Annotated in this window: 13 protein-coding genes; 12 read left to right on the top strand and 1 reads right to left on the bottom strand. The window is 64.2% G+C overall.

Annotated features, from left to right (window positions below):
* Positions 1-86 precede the first annotated feature (86 nt).
* The 9 genes from bioF to CXP40_RS07435 all read left to right on the top strand — a co-directional run bounded on the left by bioF (position 87) and on the right by CXP40_RS07435 (position 10,107).
* A complete protein-coding gene (gene bioF / locus CXP40_RS07475) occupies positions 87-1,256 on the top strand; it encodes an 8-amino-7-oxononanoate synthase (RefSeq protein WP_106733266.1) in 1,170 nt (389 codons plus the stop codon).
* Complete coding sequence (locus tag CXP40_RS07470) at positions 1,249-1,971, top strand: alpha/beta fold hydrolase (protein WP_106733265.1); 723 nt, start codon at positions 1,249-1,251, stop codon at positions 1,969-1,971. The genes bioF and CXP40_RS07470 overlap by 8 nt, the downstream gene beginning before the upstream one ends.
* Positions 1,964-2,809 (top strand): malonyl-ACP O-methyltransferase BioC, encoded by an 846-nt coding sequence (bioC, locus tag CXP40_RS07465; protein ID WP_256579263.1) that lies wholly within the window; start codon positions 1,964-1,966, stop codon positions 2,807-2,809. The genes CXP40_RS07470 and bioC overlap by 8 nt, the downstream gene beginning before the upstream one ends.
* 58 nt (positions 2,810-2,867) lie before the next feature.
* Positions 2,868-3,554 carry a dethiobiotin synthase gene (gene bioD / locus CXP40_RS07460; protein WP_106733264.1) on the top strand — a complete coding sequence of 229 codons (687 nt, stop codon included), beginning with the start codon at positions 2,868-2,870 and terminating at the stop codon, positions 3,552-3,554.
* 99 nt (positions 3,555-3,653) lie between these two features.
* Positions 3,654-3,953 carry a hypothetical protein gene (locus CXP40_RS07455; RefSeq protein ID WP_106733263.1) on the top strand — a complete coding sequence of 100 codons (300 nt, stop codon included), beginning with the start codon at positions 3,654-3,656 and terminating at the stop codon, positions 3,951-3,953.
* Between the two features lie 54 nt (positions 3,954-4,007).
* Positions 4,008-4,745 carry a putative metalloprotease CJM1_0395 family protein gene (locus CXP40_RS07450; RefSeq protein WP_106733262.1) on the top strand — a complete coding sequence of 246 codons (738 nt, stop codon included), beginning with the start codon at positions 4,008-4,010 and terminating at the stop codon, positions 4,743-4,745.
* Between the two features lie 169 nt (positions 4,746-4,914).
* Positions 4,915-6,720 (top strand): phenylacyl-CoA dehydrogenase, encoded by a 1,806-nt coding sequence (locus CXP40_RS07445; RefSeq protein ID WP_106733261.1) that lies wholly within the window; start codon positions 4,915-4,917, stop codon positions 6,718-6,720.
* Between the two features lie 115 nt (positions 6,721-6,835).
* A complete protein-coding gene (locus tag CXP40_RS07440) occupies positions 6,836-8,155 on the top strand; it encodes a GGDEF domain-containing protein (RefSeq protein WP_371916938.1) in 1,320 nt (439 codons plus the stop codon).
* Positions 8,156-8,328: 173 nt separating this feature from the next.
* The gene (locus CXP40_RS07435) at positions 8,329-10,107 is read left to right on the top strand and encodes an acyl-CoA dehydrogenase C-terminal domain-containing protein (RefSeq protein WP_106733259.1); all 1,779 of its coding nucleotides are present in this window, start codon (positions 8,329-8,331) and stop codon (positions 10,105-10,107) included.
* Positions 10,108-10,159: 52 nt separating this feature from the next.
* On the opposite strand, the gene CXP40_RS07430 is transcribed toward CXP40_RS07435, so the two are convergent.
* Positions 10,160-10,753 carry a HutD family protein gene (locus CXP40_RS07430; RefSeq protein WP_106733258.1) on the bottom strand — a complete coding sequence of 198 codons (594 nt, stop codon included), beginning with the start codon at positions 10,751-10,753 and terminating at the stop codon, positions 10,160-10,162.
* A gap of 227 nt (positions 10,754-10,980) precedes the next feature.
* On the opposite strand from CXP40_RS07430, the gene hutI reads away from it, so the two are divergent.
* Genes hutI through hutU form a run of 3 tightly spaced genes read left to right on the top strand, consistent with a single transcriptional unit; the run spans position 10,981 to position 14,814 of the window.
* Positions 10,981-12,198, top strand: a complete 1,218-nt coding sequence (hutI, locus tag CXP40_RS07425; RefSeq protein ID WP_106733257.1) for an imidazolonepropionase — start codon at positions 10,981-10,983, stop codon at positions 12,196-12,198.
* Positions 12,188-13,123 carry a formimidoylglutamase gene (hutG, locus tag CXP40_RS07420; RefSeq protein ID WP_106733256.1) on the top strand — a complete coding sequence of 312 codons (936 nt, stop codon included), beginning with the start codon at positions 12,188-12,190 and terminating at the stop codon, positions 13,121-13,123. Before hutI ends, hutG begins: the two co-directional genes overlap by 11 nt.
* A gap of 26 nt (positions 13,124-13,149) precedes the next feature.
* Complete coding sequence (gene hutU, locus CXP40_RS07415; RefSeq protein WP_106733255.1) at positions 13,150-14,814, top strand: urocanate hydratase; 1,665 nt, start codon at positions 13,150-13,152, stop codon at positions 14,812-14,814.
* Position 14,815 lies beyond the last annotated feature (1 nt).

The following is a 14,815-nucleotide window of genomic DNA, read 5'->3' as shown; positions in this document are numbered from 1 at the left end:
CCTTTTATGTGGGAGCGAGCTCTGCTCGCGAATGACCTCCTGTCTTGGTTTTTCGCTCGCCACGCTCGTTTCTACGGAAAACGTGCATGAGCTTCGATCTTGCTACGCGACTGGCCGAGCGCCAGGCCGCCGATCTGTTCCGCCAACGCCCGCTGTTGCAGACCCCACAGGGGCCGCAGGTGCGCGCGGACGATCAGGAGCTACTGGCCTTCTGTTCCAATGACTATCTAGGCCTGGCCAACCACTCCGAAGTGATCCGCGCCATGCAGCAGGGCGCTGAAAAATGGGGCGTCGGCGGCGGCGCATCGCATCTGGTGATCGGCCACTGCACCCCGCATCACGAGCTGGAGGAGGCCCTGGCCGCGTTCACCGGCAGGCCGCGTGTGCTGTTGTTCTCCACCGGTTACATGGCCAACCTGGCGGTCGTCACCACCTTGCTCGGGCAGGGCGACAGCGTACTGCAGGATCGTCTCAATCACGCCTCGCTACTCGATGCCGGACTGCTCTGCGGCGCGCGTTTTTCTCGCTACCTGCACAACGATACGGTGAGCCTGGCCAACCGCCTGCGCAAGGTTACGGGCAACTGTCTGGTGGTCACCGATGGCGTGTTCAGCATGGACGGCGATCTGGCCGATCTACCGGCCTTGTGCGCCGAGGCGCGTGCCGCGCAGGCCTGGGTGATGGTCGATGATGCCCATGGCTTCGGCCCGCTGGGTTCCACCGGCGGCGGTATTGTCGAGCACTTCGGTCTGGGCCAGGATGACGTGCAGGTGCTGGTCGGCACACTGGGCAAGGCCTTTGGTACCGCTGGCGCCTTCGTCGCCGGCAGCGAGGAGCTGATCGAGACGCTGATCCAGTTCGCCCGGCCCTACATCTACACCACCAGCCAACCGCCGGCGGTGGCCTGCGCCACGTTGACGAGCCTGGAGCTGCTGCGCAGCGAAAGCTGGCGCCGCGAACACTTGCAGCGGTTGATCGCCCGCTTCCGTCAGGGCGCCGCCGAGATCGGCCTGAGCCTGATGGACAGTCCCACCCCGATTCAGCCGATTCTGGTCGGCGACAGTGCGCGTGCGCTCAAGCTGTCTGCGCTGCTCAAGGATCGCGGCCTGCTGGTCGGCGCCATTCGCCCACCGACCGTACCGGCTGGCAGCGCCCGTTTGCGCGTGACCCTGTCCGCTGCGCACAGCGATGCGCAGCTCGAACTGCTACTTGAGGCGCTGGCCGAGTGCTGGCCGCAGGTGCAGGCCGATGCGTGAGACGCTGATTCTATTGCCGGGCTGGGGCCTGGATGGCGCCTTGCTGCAGCCGCTGGCCAAGGCGTTGGGTGGCGATATGCAGGTGCAGGTGCCAGCCCTGCCGCGACTGAGCAGTGCGGCCGCTGCCGATTGGCTCGACGAGCTGGATACGCGTCTGCCGCATGATTGCTGGCTGGCCGGCTGGTCGCTTGGCGGCATGTTGGCCGCCGTCCTGGCTGCGCGTCGTGGCAAGCGCTGCCGTGGTTTGATCACCTTGGCCAGCAATGCCTGTTTCGTCGCCAGCGATACCTGGCCGACGGCCATGCCGGCACAGACCTACTCAGCCTTTTATGAGAGCTGCCAGGATAATGCCGGCGCTACGCTCAAACGTTTCGCCATGCTCTGTGCCCAGGGTGGCGCCGACGCGCGCGGCCTGTCACGGCAACTGCAAAGCCATCTGTCGACCTGCGACGAGTCCGCTCTGCTGGCCGGGCTGCGCCTGCTGGCGAGCCTGGACAATCGCGCTGCGCTGGCCGCGTATAACGGGCCGCAATTGCACCTGCTGGCCGAGCTGGATGCGCTGGTGCCAGCAGCGGCAAGCGACGCACTGCTGGCGCTGTTGCCAGCGGGTGAGGTGGACGTGCTGGAAGAATGCGGCCATGCCTTCGTGCGCGAGCAGGCAGATGCCCTGGCGGTCTTGATGCTCGATTTCATCCGTGAGGCCAGCGATGTCTGAGCTGCGTGTGGCGCCTCATGAGTTCCCTGGCGCGCACGGCGCACCCTACGGAGATGTGGCGTTGCCGGACAAGCGTCAGGTCGCCGCGTCGTTTTCCCGTGCGGCAGCCAGTTACGACTCGGTGGCCGAGCTGCAACGCAGTGTCGGCAACCAACTGCTGGCGCGTCTGCCTGCTTCGCTACAGCCGCGTCGCTGGCTGGACCTGGGCAGCGGCACGGGCCATTTCACCCGCGCCCTGGCTGAACGTTATGCACCGAGCGAGGGCCTGGCTGTGGATATCGCCGAGGGCATGCTGCGCCACGCCAGGCCTCAGGGCGGTGCTGCGCATTTCATTGCCGGCGATGCCGAAGCGCTACCGCTGCAAAGCGCCAGCGTCGATCTGTTGTTCTCCAGCCTGGCGCTGCAATGGTGTGCCGATTTCACGCGCGTGCTGAGCGAAGCGCAGCGGGTGTTGCGTCCCGGTGGCGTGCTGGCGTTCTCCAGCCTGTGTGTCGGTACATTGCAGGAGCTGCGTGACAGCTGGCTGGCGGTCGACGGCCTGGTCCACGTCAATCGCTTCCGCCATTTCGAGGCCTATCAGCATATGTGCAAGGTCAGTGGCCTGCAGGTGCTGGCGCTGCAACGCGAGGCGGAGGTTCTGCACTTTCCTGATCTGCGCAGCCTGACCACCTCGCTCAAGGACCTCGGTGCGCACAATCTCAACCCGGGGCGTCCGGGTGGGCTGACGGGGCGCTCGCGCATTCGTGCATTGATCGAGGCTTACGAGCACTTCCGCCAGCCGCAGGGACTGCCGGCCACCTATCAGGTGGTATACGGCGTGCTGCAGAAACCTTCCTAGGCACGGACCTCGCTCGCCCACCCGCTTCGCGAGCAGAGCTCGCTCCCACGAGGATCAGATGACCCAAGCCTACTTCGTCACGGGTACGGATACCGAAATTGGCAAGACGACTATCGCCGCTGGCCTGCTCCATGCGGCACGCCAGCAGGGTCTGAGCACCGCAGCGGCCAAGCCGGTCGCTTCCGGTTGCATGCGAACCGCCGATGGCCTGCGCAACGACGACGCGCTGGCCTTGCTCGCCCAGTGTTCGTTGCCGCTGCGCTATGAAGAGGTCAACCCGCTGGCCTTCGAACCCGCCATTGCCCCGCATCTGGCGGCCCGTGAGGTAGGCGTCAAACTGGATGTTGCCAGCCTGCTGCCGCCGGTGCGGGCGATCCTGGGCAAGGGCGCGGATTTCTCGCTGGTGGAGGGCGCAGGCGGCTGGCGCGTACCGCTGGCCGGTGAGGAAAACCTGTCGGACCTGGCCGTGGCGTTGGGCATCCCGGTGATTCTGGTGGTGGGCGTACGCCTGGGCTGTATCAACCACGCGCTGCTGAGTGCAGAGGCGATCGAGCGTGATGGGCTGAAACTGGCCGGCTGGGTGGCCAATATCGTCGAGCCGAAGACCTCACGTCTGGAGGAAAATCTCGCCACCCTCACCGAGCGCCTGCCAGCGCCTTGCCTGGGGCGTGTGCCAAACCTGGACAGTGTGACGGCCGCTGCGGTGGCGGAACACCTCAAACTGGAGTTGCTGGCTGACTGGTAATAAACAGCAAACTGACCATAGCCTTTTGCCTGTACGTTTTTTAGCCGATTTCTGCTTCAATACCCGTTATCAGGTTCTACATCCCTCAGGGGGCTGCCGATGGAAATCTCCGCCAACGCATTCAATTCGGGTTTGAACGGTATTCAGGCCGGGCAACGCCGTGTCGAGCAGGCCGCCGGTGATATCGCCAGCAACACCATCAACCCGTCGCAGCAGACTACTCAGACCCCACCGCAGAATCAGGTCAATCCGAGTTCGCAGGTACCTGAGCGTAACCGCCCTGACCTGACCGAAAGCCTCGTAGCACTGCGTGTCGGTGAAAACGAAGTACGTGCCAATGCACGTGTCGTCGACACCGCCGACGAGGTGCTGGGCACCCTGATCGATACCCGCGCTTAAGTCGTCTCACCCCGGCCGCGCGGATGCGGCCAGCAGCGGGGCAGGAGGACGCTCATGCAGATTGGCAGCAGCCTGCCACCGTTCACTCCCGCGCCGTCCGTCAGTTCGGCAAGGCCTCTGTCGTCCGACGTTTCCCCTGACATTGCCCGTGCTGACCAGGCGCCTGTTGCGGCGCCGCAGGAGCAGCAAGCCGACTCCGCTGCCTCCGGCCGAGAGGAGGCGGATCGCGAAGGCAACGCATCGAATCGCGCAGACAAGCCCGAGCCAAGCCCTCAGGAGCAGCGCCAGCAACAGCTGGAAATCGACGACCTCGTGCAGCGTGATCGTGAGGTCCGTACTCACGAGCAGGCGCATGCTGCCGTTGGCGGGCAATACGCGGGAGCACCGACCTACAGTTTCAAGCGCGGCCCTGATGGGCAGCGTTACGCCGTTTCCGGTGAAGTCAGCATTGATACCGCCCCCGTCCCCAATGACCCCGAAGCGACGCTGCGCAAGATGGAAATCGTTCTGCGCGCAGCGCTCGCGCCCATCGAACCCTCCCCGCAGGACTTGCGCGTAGTCGCTCTGGCCCAGGCGCAAGCGGCGCAGGCGCGCGTCGAACTGGCCGAGTTGCGGCGTGACGAGGCCAGCGGTACCGACGCGGAGGGCAAGGCGGATGACACGGCTCGACCCGCCGATGAACAGCCCGCCGAGCAGTCGCAGCAGGCTTCGCCGCCAGCGCCTAATCTTGATCTGTATCGGCGACTGGGTGAATTGCTTGCTCCGGAGCTCCGCATCGATCTGGTCGCGTAGTCGGCCGATTGGCAGCGCTTGACAAGGGGTTGGCGTAAACGTATGTTTCAAACGCCTGTTTGATTGCTTCGGCCGCAGCCTCGTGGCCAGGCAGCCGGGAGTGATCCCGAGAGCGACCGCCAAGACGGTCACCCCAACTACTAGGAATCCACCGCAGAGGTTTACCGTTATGCCTGACTACAAGGCCCCCTTGCGTGACATTCGTTTCGTTCGCGACGAACTGCTGGGTTATGAAGCGCACTACCAGAGCCTGCCTGGCTGCCAGGACGCCACTCCAGACATGGTCGACGCCATCCTCGAAGAAGGCGCCAAGTTCTGCGAGCAGGTTCTGGCTCCGCTGAACCGTGTGGGTGACATCGAGGGCTGCACCTGGAGCGAATCCGGTGTGAAAACCCCGACTGGCTTCAAAGAGGCCTATCAGCAGTTCGTTGAAGGCGGCTGGCCGAGCCTGGCGCATGACGTCGAGCATGGCGGCCAAGGTCTGCCTGAGTCGCTCGGTCTGGCTGTCAGCGAGATGGTCGGTTCGGCCAACTGGTCCTGGGGCATGTACCCGGGCCTCTCCCACGGCGCCATGAACACCCTGAGCGCTCACGGCACCGACGAGCAGAAGCACACCTACCTGACCAAGCTGGTTTCCGGCGAGTGGACCGGCACCATGTGCCTGACCGAGCCGCATTGCGGTACCGACCTGGGCATGCTGCGCACAAAGGCCGAACCGCAGGCCGACGGCAGCTACAAAGTCTCCGGTACCAAGATCTTCATCTCCGCGGGTGAGCACGACATGGCCGAGAACATCGTCCATATCGTTCTGGCCCGTCTGCCCGATGCGCCGGCCGGTACCAAGGGTATCTCGCTGTTCATCGTGCCGAAGTTCCTGCCGAACGCCGAAGGCGGCGTAGGCGAGCGCAACGCCGTTTCCTGTGGCTCCATCGAGCACAAGATGGGCATCCACGGTAACGCCACCTGCGTGATGAACTTCGATGGCGCCACTGGCTACCTGATTGGCCCGGCCAACAAGGGCCTGAACTGCATGTTCACCTTCATGAACACCGCTCGCCTGGGTACCGCGCTGCAAGGCCTGGCCCACGCCGAAGTCGGCTTCCAGGGTGGCATCAAGTACGCTCGCGAGCGTCTGCAGATGCGTTCGCTGACTGGCCCGAAAGCGCCGGACAAAGCCGCTGACCCGATCATCGTGCACCCGGACGTACGCCGCATGCTACTGACCATGAAGGCGTTCGCCGAAGGCAACCGCGCCATGGTCTACTTCACCGCCAAGCAGGTGGACATCGTTCAGCACAGCCAGGACGAAGAAGAGAAGAAAGCTGCCGACGAACTGCTGGCTTTCCTGACCCCGATCGCCAAGGCCTTCATGACCGAAGTGGGCTTCGAGTCCGCTTCTCACGGCATGCAGATCTATGGTGGCCACGGCTTCATCAGCGAGTGGGGCATGGAGCAGAACCTGCGTGACTGCCGCATCTCCATGATGTACGAAGGCACCACCGGCGTTCAGGCGCTCGACCTGCTGGGCCGCAAGGTGCTGATGACTCAGGGCGGCGCTCTGAAGAACTTCACCAAGATCGTACACAAGTTCTGCCAGGCCAACGAAGGCAACGATTCCGTCAAGGAATTCGTCGAGCCGCTGGCCAAGCTGAACAAGGAGTGGGGCGACATCACCATGAAAGTCGGCATGGCTGCGATGAAAGATCGCGAGGAAGTCGGTGCCGCCTCCGTGGACTACCTGATGTACTCCGGCTACGCCTGCCTGGCCTACTTCTGGGCCGACATGGCGCGCCTGGCTGCCGAGAAGCTGGCTGCCGGTACTGGCGACGAGGCTTTCTACAAAGCCAAGCTGCAGACCGCTCGCTTCTACTTCGCGCGCATCCTGCCGCGTACCCGCACGCATGTCGAAGCCATGCTGTCGGGCGCCAGCAACCTGATGGAAATGGAAGAAGAGCACTTCGCGCTCGGCTTCTAAGGCCTGATCGGTTGAACCACAACGCCGCCCTCTGGGGCGGCGTTATGGTTTTTGCGCCGGACACTGAAGGGAATGTCGCATCCTGTCGCTGTTTTCAAGAGTCGAAGCAGGCAGAATGCCTCCATCTCTCGCTCAGGATGTCAGCGTGATCCGTCTGGCCAATTTGCGCCTCAGTCACTTCTATTCGTCGTTGCCCTTGCTGGTCGGCGGGTTGGTGGCTGCACGCTTGCCGGTGCTGAGCGAGTTCTTCATCTCCCTGTTCAATGTATTGCCGACGTTGCTGTTGCTGCTCGGCGGCGCGTTCTGTCTGGTCTATGGCCGTCAGCGGGAAATTTTCCTGCTGCTGGTGCTGTATGTTGGCTACTTCCTGCTGGATATCCAGGTCGATCACTTTCGTGACAATGGCCAGATCCGCGACGATGCGGTTCTGGTCTTCCATCTGATCTGCCTGTTGCTACCGCTGCTCTATGCCCTCTACGGCTGCTGGGAGGAACGTTCGCACCTGCTGCAGGACATGTTCGCCCGCGCCCTGATCTTGCTGGCAGTCAGCGCGGTGGCCTTTGGTTTGGCGCGCCGTTATCCGCAGGGTATTGCCGACTGGTTGGCTAAGATTCACTGGCCGTCGTTGCATGGCGCCTGGATGAGCCTGGCGCAGTTGGTTTACGTGGCGTTCCTGGTCGCCTTCATCGTTCTGCTGGTGCAGTACCTGCGTCGGCCAAGGCCGCTGCACGCGGCGCAACTGATGGGGCTGTGCGGTTTGCTGTGGATGCTGCCGCAGGTGTTCATCCTGGCCAATGCGCTGCAGGTGATGATCAGCATGGTGATGCTCATGCTGGTCGCGGCGGTAGCGCACGAGGCCTACCAGATGGCCTTTCGTGACGAGCTCACGGGGCTGCCGGGGCGGCGCGCGCTCAACGAGCGTCTGCAGCGCCTGGGGCGTGATTATGTGATTGCCATGGTCGATGTCGATCACTTCAAGAAATTCAACGATACCCACGGCCATGATGTGGGGGATCAGGTGTTGCGTCTGGTCGCCAGCCAAATGCGCAAGGTCGGTGGCGGTGGCAAGGCCTACCGCTATGGCGGTGAGGAGTTCACCTTGCTGTTTCCTGGCAAGACCGTGGAGCAATGCATGCCGCACATGGAAGCGGTGCGTATAGGCATCGAGCAGTACCGCATGCAACTGCGCGACTCGCAAAGCCGGCCGCGCGATGATCGTGAAGGCAAGCAGCGCAGGGCCGGCAAGACCGCCAGCGAGGTATCGGTGACCGTGAGCATGGGCGTCGCCGAGCGTCAGGCCGAGCAGCGAACGCCGCAGGAAGTGATCAAGGAGGCGGACAAGGCGCTGTACAGCGCCAAGGCCGCCGGGCGCAATTGCATCCGTAGCGCCGGGCAGCGTCACGGGGCTGTGAAGCTGGCAGCGGATCGAGAGTAGTCGTCCGGCAGACGAACGGTCACGCCCATTTCTCGGCCCGTTGTAGAGCGGTTTTCACATCAGGGAGTTAGTGACCTCTTGTGAATAATTGGTCACAACACGACCCTATGTGTCTATAAAGTTGTTCAAGTAAACTCGGTCCTCTCACGTAAGTCCGTTTTCGAGGATGTGTCATGGCCGATTACAAAGCCCCCCTGCGCGACATGCGCTTCGTGCTCAATGAAGTATTCGAAGTCTCCAAGCTCTGGGCCGAGCTGCCGGCCCTGGCCGAGGTGGTCGATGCCGAGACCGCCAGTGCCATCCTGGAAGAAGCTGGCAAAGTCACGGCGGGCAGCATCGCCCCGCTGAACCGCAGCGGTGACGAAGAAGGCTGCTCCTGGGACAACGGCGCGGTGAAAACCCCGGCCGGTTTCCCCGAGGCCTACCAGACCTACGCCGAGGGCGGTTGGGTCGGTGTTGGTGGCTCGCCGGAATTCGGCGGCATGGGCATGCCCAAGGTGATCGGCGCCCAGGTCGAGGAAATGGTCAACTCGGCCAACCTGTCCTTCGGCCTGTATCCGATGCTGACCGCCGGCGCCTGCCTGTCGATCCTCAACCACGCCAGCGAAGAGCTGAAGGCGCAGTACCTGCCGAACATGTACGCCGGCGTCTGGGCCGGTTCCATGTGCCTGACCGAGCCGCATGCCGGTACCGACCTGGGCATCATCCGCACCAAGGCCGAACCTCAGGCTGACGGCAGTTACAAGATCAGCGGTACCAAGATCTTCATCACTGGTGGCGAGCACGACCTGACCGAGAACATCATCCATCTGGTGCTGGCCAAGCTGCCGGACGCACCAGCTGGCCCGAAGGGCATCTCGCTGTTCATCGTGCCCAAGGTGATGGTTAACGCCGACGGCTCCCTCGGTGAGAACAACGCGCTGGGTTGCGGCTCCATCGAGCACAAGATGGGCATCAAGGCCTCGGCCACCTGCGTGATGAACTTCGACGGTGCCACCGGTTACCTGGTGGGTGAAGTGAACAAGGGCCTCAATGCCATGTTCACCATGATGAACTACGAGCGCCTGGGCGTTGGCATCCAGGGCCTGGCCCTGGGCGAGCGCAGCTACCAGAGCGCCATCGAGTACGCTCGCGAGCGTATTCAGAGCCGTGCGCCGACCGGCCCGGTGGCCAAGGACAAAGCCGCCGACCCGATCATCGTGCATCCGGACGTGCGTCGCATGCTGCTGACCATGAAAGCGCTGAATGAGGGCGGTCGCGCCTTCTCCAGCTACGTCGCCATGCAACTCGACACCGCCAAGTACAGCGAGGACAAGGCCACCGCCCAGCGCGCCGACGAACTGGTCGCTCTGCTGACGCCGGTGGCCAAGGCCTTCCTCACCGACATGGCGCTGGAAACCACTGTGCATGGTCAGCAGATCTTCGGTGGCCACGGCTTCATTCGCGAGTGGGGCCAGGAGCAGCTGGTGCGCGACTGCCGCATCACCCAGATCTACGAAGGCACCAACGGTATCCAGTCGCTGGACCTCATGGGGCGCAAGATCGTTGGCAGCGGCGGCAGCTTCTACAAGCACCTGGCCGACGAAATCAAGGGCTTCGTCGCCTCCGCTGACGCCAACCTCGCCGAGTTCACCAAGCCGCTGGCGGCTGCCGTGCAGAACCTCGATGAGCTGACCGCCTGGGTGCTGGACCGGGCCAAGGGCAACCCCAACGAAATCGGTGCTGCTTCGGTCGAATACCTGCACGTGTTCGGCTACACCGCCTATGCCTATATGTGGGCATTGATGGCACGAGCTGCGATCGGCAAGGAAGGGCAGGACGAGTTCTACGCCAGCAAGCTGGGCACCGCGCGCTTCTACTTCGCTCGCCTGCTGCCGCGCATTCACTCGCTGAGTGCGTCGGTCAAGGCAGGTAGCGAATCGCTGTACCTGCTGGACGCTGCGCAGTTCTAATCACGCTGCCGCGCACAAATGAGCCCCGGCCCGCGCGCCGGGGCTTTTTATTTCAGTGTGCGCACGGGTTCAGCCAGGCCACGTAGAGCAGGGCGGGGCGGTGTGCGTGCAGGTGTAATTGGCCGGGTTCGTTCTCGATCAGCAGGCCATTGCCCGCCGTTAGCGGGTGCATCGCGCCGCCAGCATTCACGTCGACTGCGGTCTGGCCCCCATTCCACAGCAGCATCACCGCCGCATCGTTCTCCAGCCTTCGGGTTCCCTGCCATTTCAGCAACTGCACCTGATGCATCCAGAGGCCTCGTCGGGTCATCAGATTGAGGTCGGTGATCGGGCCGTCCAGCAGTTGTGCGCTGATCGCCTCTTCGCCGCTGAACACCGCGATGGCGTCACCGCTGAGCAGCGTTTCGCGCCGCCCGTCGGCGTGTTGCAGGCACATGCCGTCACCAGCGAGCACGGCCAGGCTGCGGTCGATGCCCGGGAAGCTGGAAAAGGCACCATCCACTGCCACCTGAGCAGTGCTGATTCGCCAGGCGAAATCCTCCAGATCGGCATCCGCTGGCGAAATGGCCAACTCTACTGTGGTGCCGCCACCGTTCTTCCAGGGCATCGCGCGAGCGGTTGCGGGGTCTAGCGGGAGGCAGGGCATGATCTCTCCAAATGTATATACATAGTAGTTGAGCGACAAACGGTCTCGATCACTAGGTCGGCGAAGATGTCTTCAGATAGAGGTCGTTCAGGCTCTATTCAGGGCTATCAAGGCGTGCTGCATATGCCTTGCTTGGTATTGTGATCATAGGGTCAGACCGTTGCTCATGGCTTGACGCCGATTCGATCCATTCATATTGTATATACAAAATAAGCCGGGAGAATCCCATGTCGATGCATTCCACCTCGAAACAGCTCTGGCGCGATGTGCAGGTCTTCGACGGCCTGGCGCAGCTGGACGAGGCGATGAACCTGCTGGTCGAGGACGGTTGCATCGCCGGCCTGTGGCCGTCGCGCACCTTCGACGAGGCGCTGGCTCAAGGTGCAGTCGAAGCTGGGCGTGGCGGCGTGATGACTCCGGGGCTGGTCGATTGCCACACCCATTTGGTCTACGCCGGTGACCGCGCTGGTGAATTCGAGCAGCGCCTGGAAGGTGTCAGCTACGAAACCATCGCCCGTAACGGCGGTGGAATCATCAGCAGCGTACGCGCCACCCGCGCCGCCAGCGAAGACGAGCTGATCGCCGCCAGCCTGCCGCGTCTCGATGCGCTGCTGGCCGATGGCGTGACCACAGTGGAGATAAAGTCCGGTTACGGCCTGACCCTTGCCGACGAACTGAAGATGCTGCGCGTGGCCCGCCGCCTCGGCGAACTGCGCCCGGTGCGAGTGCTGACCACGCTGCTTGGTGCCCACGCTCTGCCGCCGGAATATGCCGGCCGCGCCGACGACTACGTCAGCCTGGTCTGCGATGAGATGATCCCGGCCGCTGCCCGTGAAGGGCTGGCCGATGCAGTGGACGTGTTCTGCGAGGGCATCGGCTTTTCCCCGGCGCAGTGCGAGCGCATCTACCAGGCGGCTCAGGCCCATGGCCTGGCGATCAAGGCTCATGCCGAGCAACTGTCCAACCTCGGCGGCAGTGCCTTGGCCGCAAGCTACGGCGCGCTGTCCGCCGACCATATCGAATACCTGGATGAGCCCGGCGTGCGCGCCATGGCCGAAGCCGGCACGGTCGCCGTGCTATTGCCCGGCGCATTCCATGTGCTGCGCGAAACCCAGTTGCCGCCCATCGAACTGCTGCGCCATTACGGCGTACCGATGGCCGTGGCCAGCGATGCCAACCCCGGCACCTCGCCGATCTGCATGCCAACGCTGATGGCCAACCTGGCCTGCACCCTGTTTCGCCTCACCCCGCGCGAAGCCCTGGCCGGTATGACCGCCCATGGCGCCCGCGCCCTCGGCCTACCCGACCTCGGCCGCATCGCCGTCGGCGCTCCGGCGGATTTGTGCCTGTGGGATGTCCAGCAACCGGCCGAGCTGGCCTACGCGGTGCAGGCCGGACGTCTGCGCCAGCGCGTGTTCAATGGAGTCGTGACCTATGCTCGCTGATCGTCATTCGATGGCTGCCTGGAGCGGTCGCACCGACCCGGAAACCGACAGCGCGCGCTGGCACCAGCGCATCCGCTCGCTCTCCGCCGGTAGTGAGCCGGGCTTGGCCCTGCTCGGCTTCGCCTGCGACGAAGGCGTGCGCCGCAATCATGGCCGCGTCGGCGCAGCCGCTGCGCCGCAATGCGTGCGCAAAGCGCTGGCCAACCTGGCCTGGCATCGCCAGGCGCCGGCCTATGACGCCGGTGACGTGACCTGCGAGGATGGCGACCTGGAAGCTGCCCAGGCGCGCCTCGGCCAAAACGTCTGCGCGCTGCTGGACGCCGGCCATCTGCCGCTGGTGATCGGTGGTGGGCATGAAGTCGCCTTCGGTAGCTGGTCGGGTCTGGCCGAGCATCTGTCTGGCAACCCCGCTCCAAAAATCGGCATCATCAATTTCGATGCCCATTTCGACCTGCGCGACCCGACCCATGTGCATTCCTCCGGCACGCCCTTCGCGCAGATCGCCGAGCAGTGCGCCGCACGCGGCTGGCCATTCCGCTACGCCTGCCTTGGCGTCAGCCGCGCCAGTAACACCCGCGCGCTGTTCGCCCGCGCTGCCGAGCTGAACGTGCTGGTGCGCGAGGATCATGAGATTCGCGAGTCGACCCTCGATGCCATCGGCGCCGAGCTGGACGTCTTCGCCGCCGAGTGCGACGCGCTCTACCTGACCATCGACATCGACGTGCTGCCGGCCTGCGAAGCGCCGGGCGTCAGCGCGCCGGCCGCCCGTGGCGTGCGCCTGGAGCTGCTGGAGCCGCTGCTCGAACGGCTCAAGGCCAGCGGCAAGCTGCGCCTGGCCGACCTGGCCGAGCTCAACCCCGAATACGACATCGACAACCGCACCGCCAAGGTGGCGGCGCGCCTGATTCATCTGCTCAGCCTCTGAGCGCCGAACAACAGGAGGAAACCGCTGTGACCACCAAATACCGCGACACCGAAATCCGCGCCCCGCGCGGCACCACGCTCACCGCCAAGAGCTGGCTGACCGAAGCGCCGCTGCGCATGCTGATGAACAACCTCGACCCGGACGTGGCCGAGAACCCCAAGGAGTTGGTGGTGTACGGCGGTATCGGCCGCGCCGCGCGCAACTGGGAGTGCTATGACAAGATCGTCGAGAGCCTGACCAACCTGAACGACGACGAGACCCTGCTGGTGCAGTCCGGCAAGCCGGTCGGCGTGTTCAAGACCCATAGCAACGCGCCGCGCGTGCTGATCGCCAACTCCAACCTGGTGCCGCACTGGGCGAGCTGGGAGCACTTCAACGAGCTGGATGCCAAGGGCCTGGCCATGTACGGCCAGATGACCGCCGGCAGCTGGATCTACATCGGCAGCCAGGGCATCGTCCAGGGCACCTACGAGACCTTCGTCGAGGCCGGTCGCCAGCACTACGCCGGCAACCTCAAGGGCCGCTGGGTGCTGACCGCAGGCCTCGGTGGCATGGGCGGCGCCCAGCCGTTGGCCGCGACCCTGGCCGGCGCCTGCTCGCTGAATATCGAATGCCAGCAGAGCAGCATCGATTTCCGCCTGCGCAGCCGTTACGTCGACGAGCAGGCCACTGATCTGGACGACGCCCTCGCGCGCATCGCCAAGTACTGCGCCGAAGGCAAGGCTATCTCCGTCGCCCTGCTGGGCAACGCTGCCGAGATCCTGCCGGAGTTGGTGCGCCGTGGCGTGCGCCCGGACATGGTCACCGACCAGACCAGCGCCCACGACCCGCTCAATGGCTACCTGCCGATCGGCTGGAGCTGGGCCGAGTACAAGGATCGTGCAGCCACCGACCCTGCTGGCGTGGTCAAGGCTGCCAAGCAGTCCATGGCTGTGCATGTAAAGGCCATGCTCGACTTCCAGAAGATGGGCGTGCCGACCTTCGACTACGGCAACAACATCCGCCAGATGGCCAAGGAAGAGGGCGTGGGCAATGCCTTCGACTTCCCCGGTTTCGTCCCGGCCTACATCCGTCCGCTGTTCTGCCGCGGCATCGGCCCGTTCCGCTGGGCGGCGCTGTCCGGCAACCCCGAGGACATCTACAAGACCGACGCCAAGGTCAAGGAACTGATCCCGGACGATGCCCACCTGCACCGCTGGCTGGACATGGCCCGCGAGCGCATCGCCTTCCAGGGTCTGCCGGCGCGTATCTGCTGGGTCGGCCTGGGTCTGCGTGCCAAGCTCGGCCTGGCCTTCAACGAGATGGTGCGTTCGGGTGAGCTGAGTGCGCCCATCGTGATCGGCCGCGACCACTTGGACAGCGGCTCGGTGTCCAGCCCCAACCGCGAGACCGAAGCGATGCAGGACGGCTCCGATGCCGTGTCCGACTGGCCGCTGCTCAACGCGCTGCTCAATACCGCGAGCGGCGCGACCTGGGTGTCGCTGCACCACGGCGGTGGCGTGGGCATGGGTTTCTCCCAGCATTCGGGTATGGTCATCGTCTGCGATGGCACCGATGAAGCCGCCGCGCGCATTGCCCGCGTGCTGACCAACGACCCGGGCACTGGCGTGATGCGTCACGCCGACGCCGGTTACCAGATCGCCATCGATTGCGCCCGTGAGCAGGGTTTGAACCTGCCGATGATCGGCTGAG

The sequence above is a fragment of the Pseudomonas sp. YY-1 genome (genome assembly GCF_002843095.1).
GTDB classification, from domain to species: domain Bacteria; phylum Pseudomonadota; class Gammaproteobacteria; order Pseudomonadales; family Pseudomonadaceae; genus Aquipseudomonas; species Aquipseudomonas sediminis_A.
Note: the sequence above shows the minus strand (reverse complement) of the source record. Positions and strands in the feature narration are given on the sequence as shown.

Excerpts from the sequence above, each read along its gene's own strand:
- hutG (WP_106733256.1), top strand. The coding sequence starts at position 12,188 with ATGCTCGCTGATCGTCATTCGATGGCTGCCTGGAGCGGTCGCACCGAC.
- CXP40_RS07445 (WP_106733261.1), top strand. The coding sequence starts at position 4,915 with ATGCCTGACTACAAGGCCCCCTTGCGTGACATTCGTTTCGTTCGCGAC.
- hutI (WP_106733257.1), top strand. The coding sequence starts at position 10,981 with ATGTCGATGCATTCCACCTCGAAACAGCTCTGGCGCGATGTGCAGGTC.
- bioD (WP_106733264.1), top strand. The coding sequence starts at position 2,868 with ATGACCCAAGCCTACTTCGTCACGGGTACGGATACCGAAATTGGCAAG.
- CXP40_RS07435 (WP_106733259.1), top strand. The coding sequence starts at position 8,329 with ATGGCCGATTACAAAGCCCCCCTGCGCGACATGCGCTTCGTGCTCAAT.
- bioC (WP_256579263.1), top strand. The coding sequence starts at position 1,964 with ATGTCTGAGCTGCGTGTGGCGCCTCATGAGTTCCCTGGCGCGCACGGC.
- CXP40_RS07430 (WP_106733258.1), bottom strand. The coding sequence starts at position 10,753 with ATGCCCTGCCTCCCGCTAGACCCCGCAACCGCTCGCGCGATGCCCTGG.
- CXP40_RS07455 (WP_106733263.1), top strand. The coding sequence starts at position 3,654 with ATGGAAATCTCCGCCAACGCATTCAATTCGGGTTTGAACGGTATTCAG.
- bioF (WP_106733266.1), top strand. The coding sequence starts at position 87 with ATGAGCTTCGATCTTGCTACGCGACTGGCCGAGCGCCAGGCCGCCGAT.
- CXP40_RS07450 (WP_106733262.1), top strand. The coding sequence starts at position 4,008 with ATGCAGATTGGCAGCAGCCTGCCACCGTTCACTCCCGCGCCGTCCGTC.
- CXP40_RS07440 (WP_371916938.1), top strand. The coding sequence starts at position 6,836 with ATGCCTCCATCTCTCGCTCAGGATGTCAGCGTGATCCGTCTGGCCAAT.
- CXP40_RS07470 (WP_106733265.1), top strand. The coding sequence starts at position 1,249 with ATGCGTGAGACGCTGATTCTATTGCCGGGCTGGGGCCTGGATGGCGCC.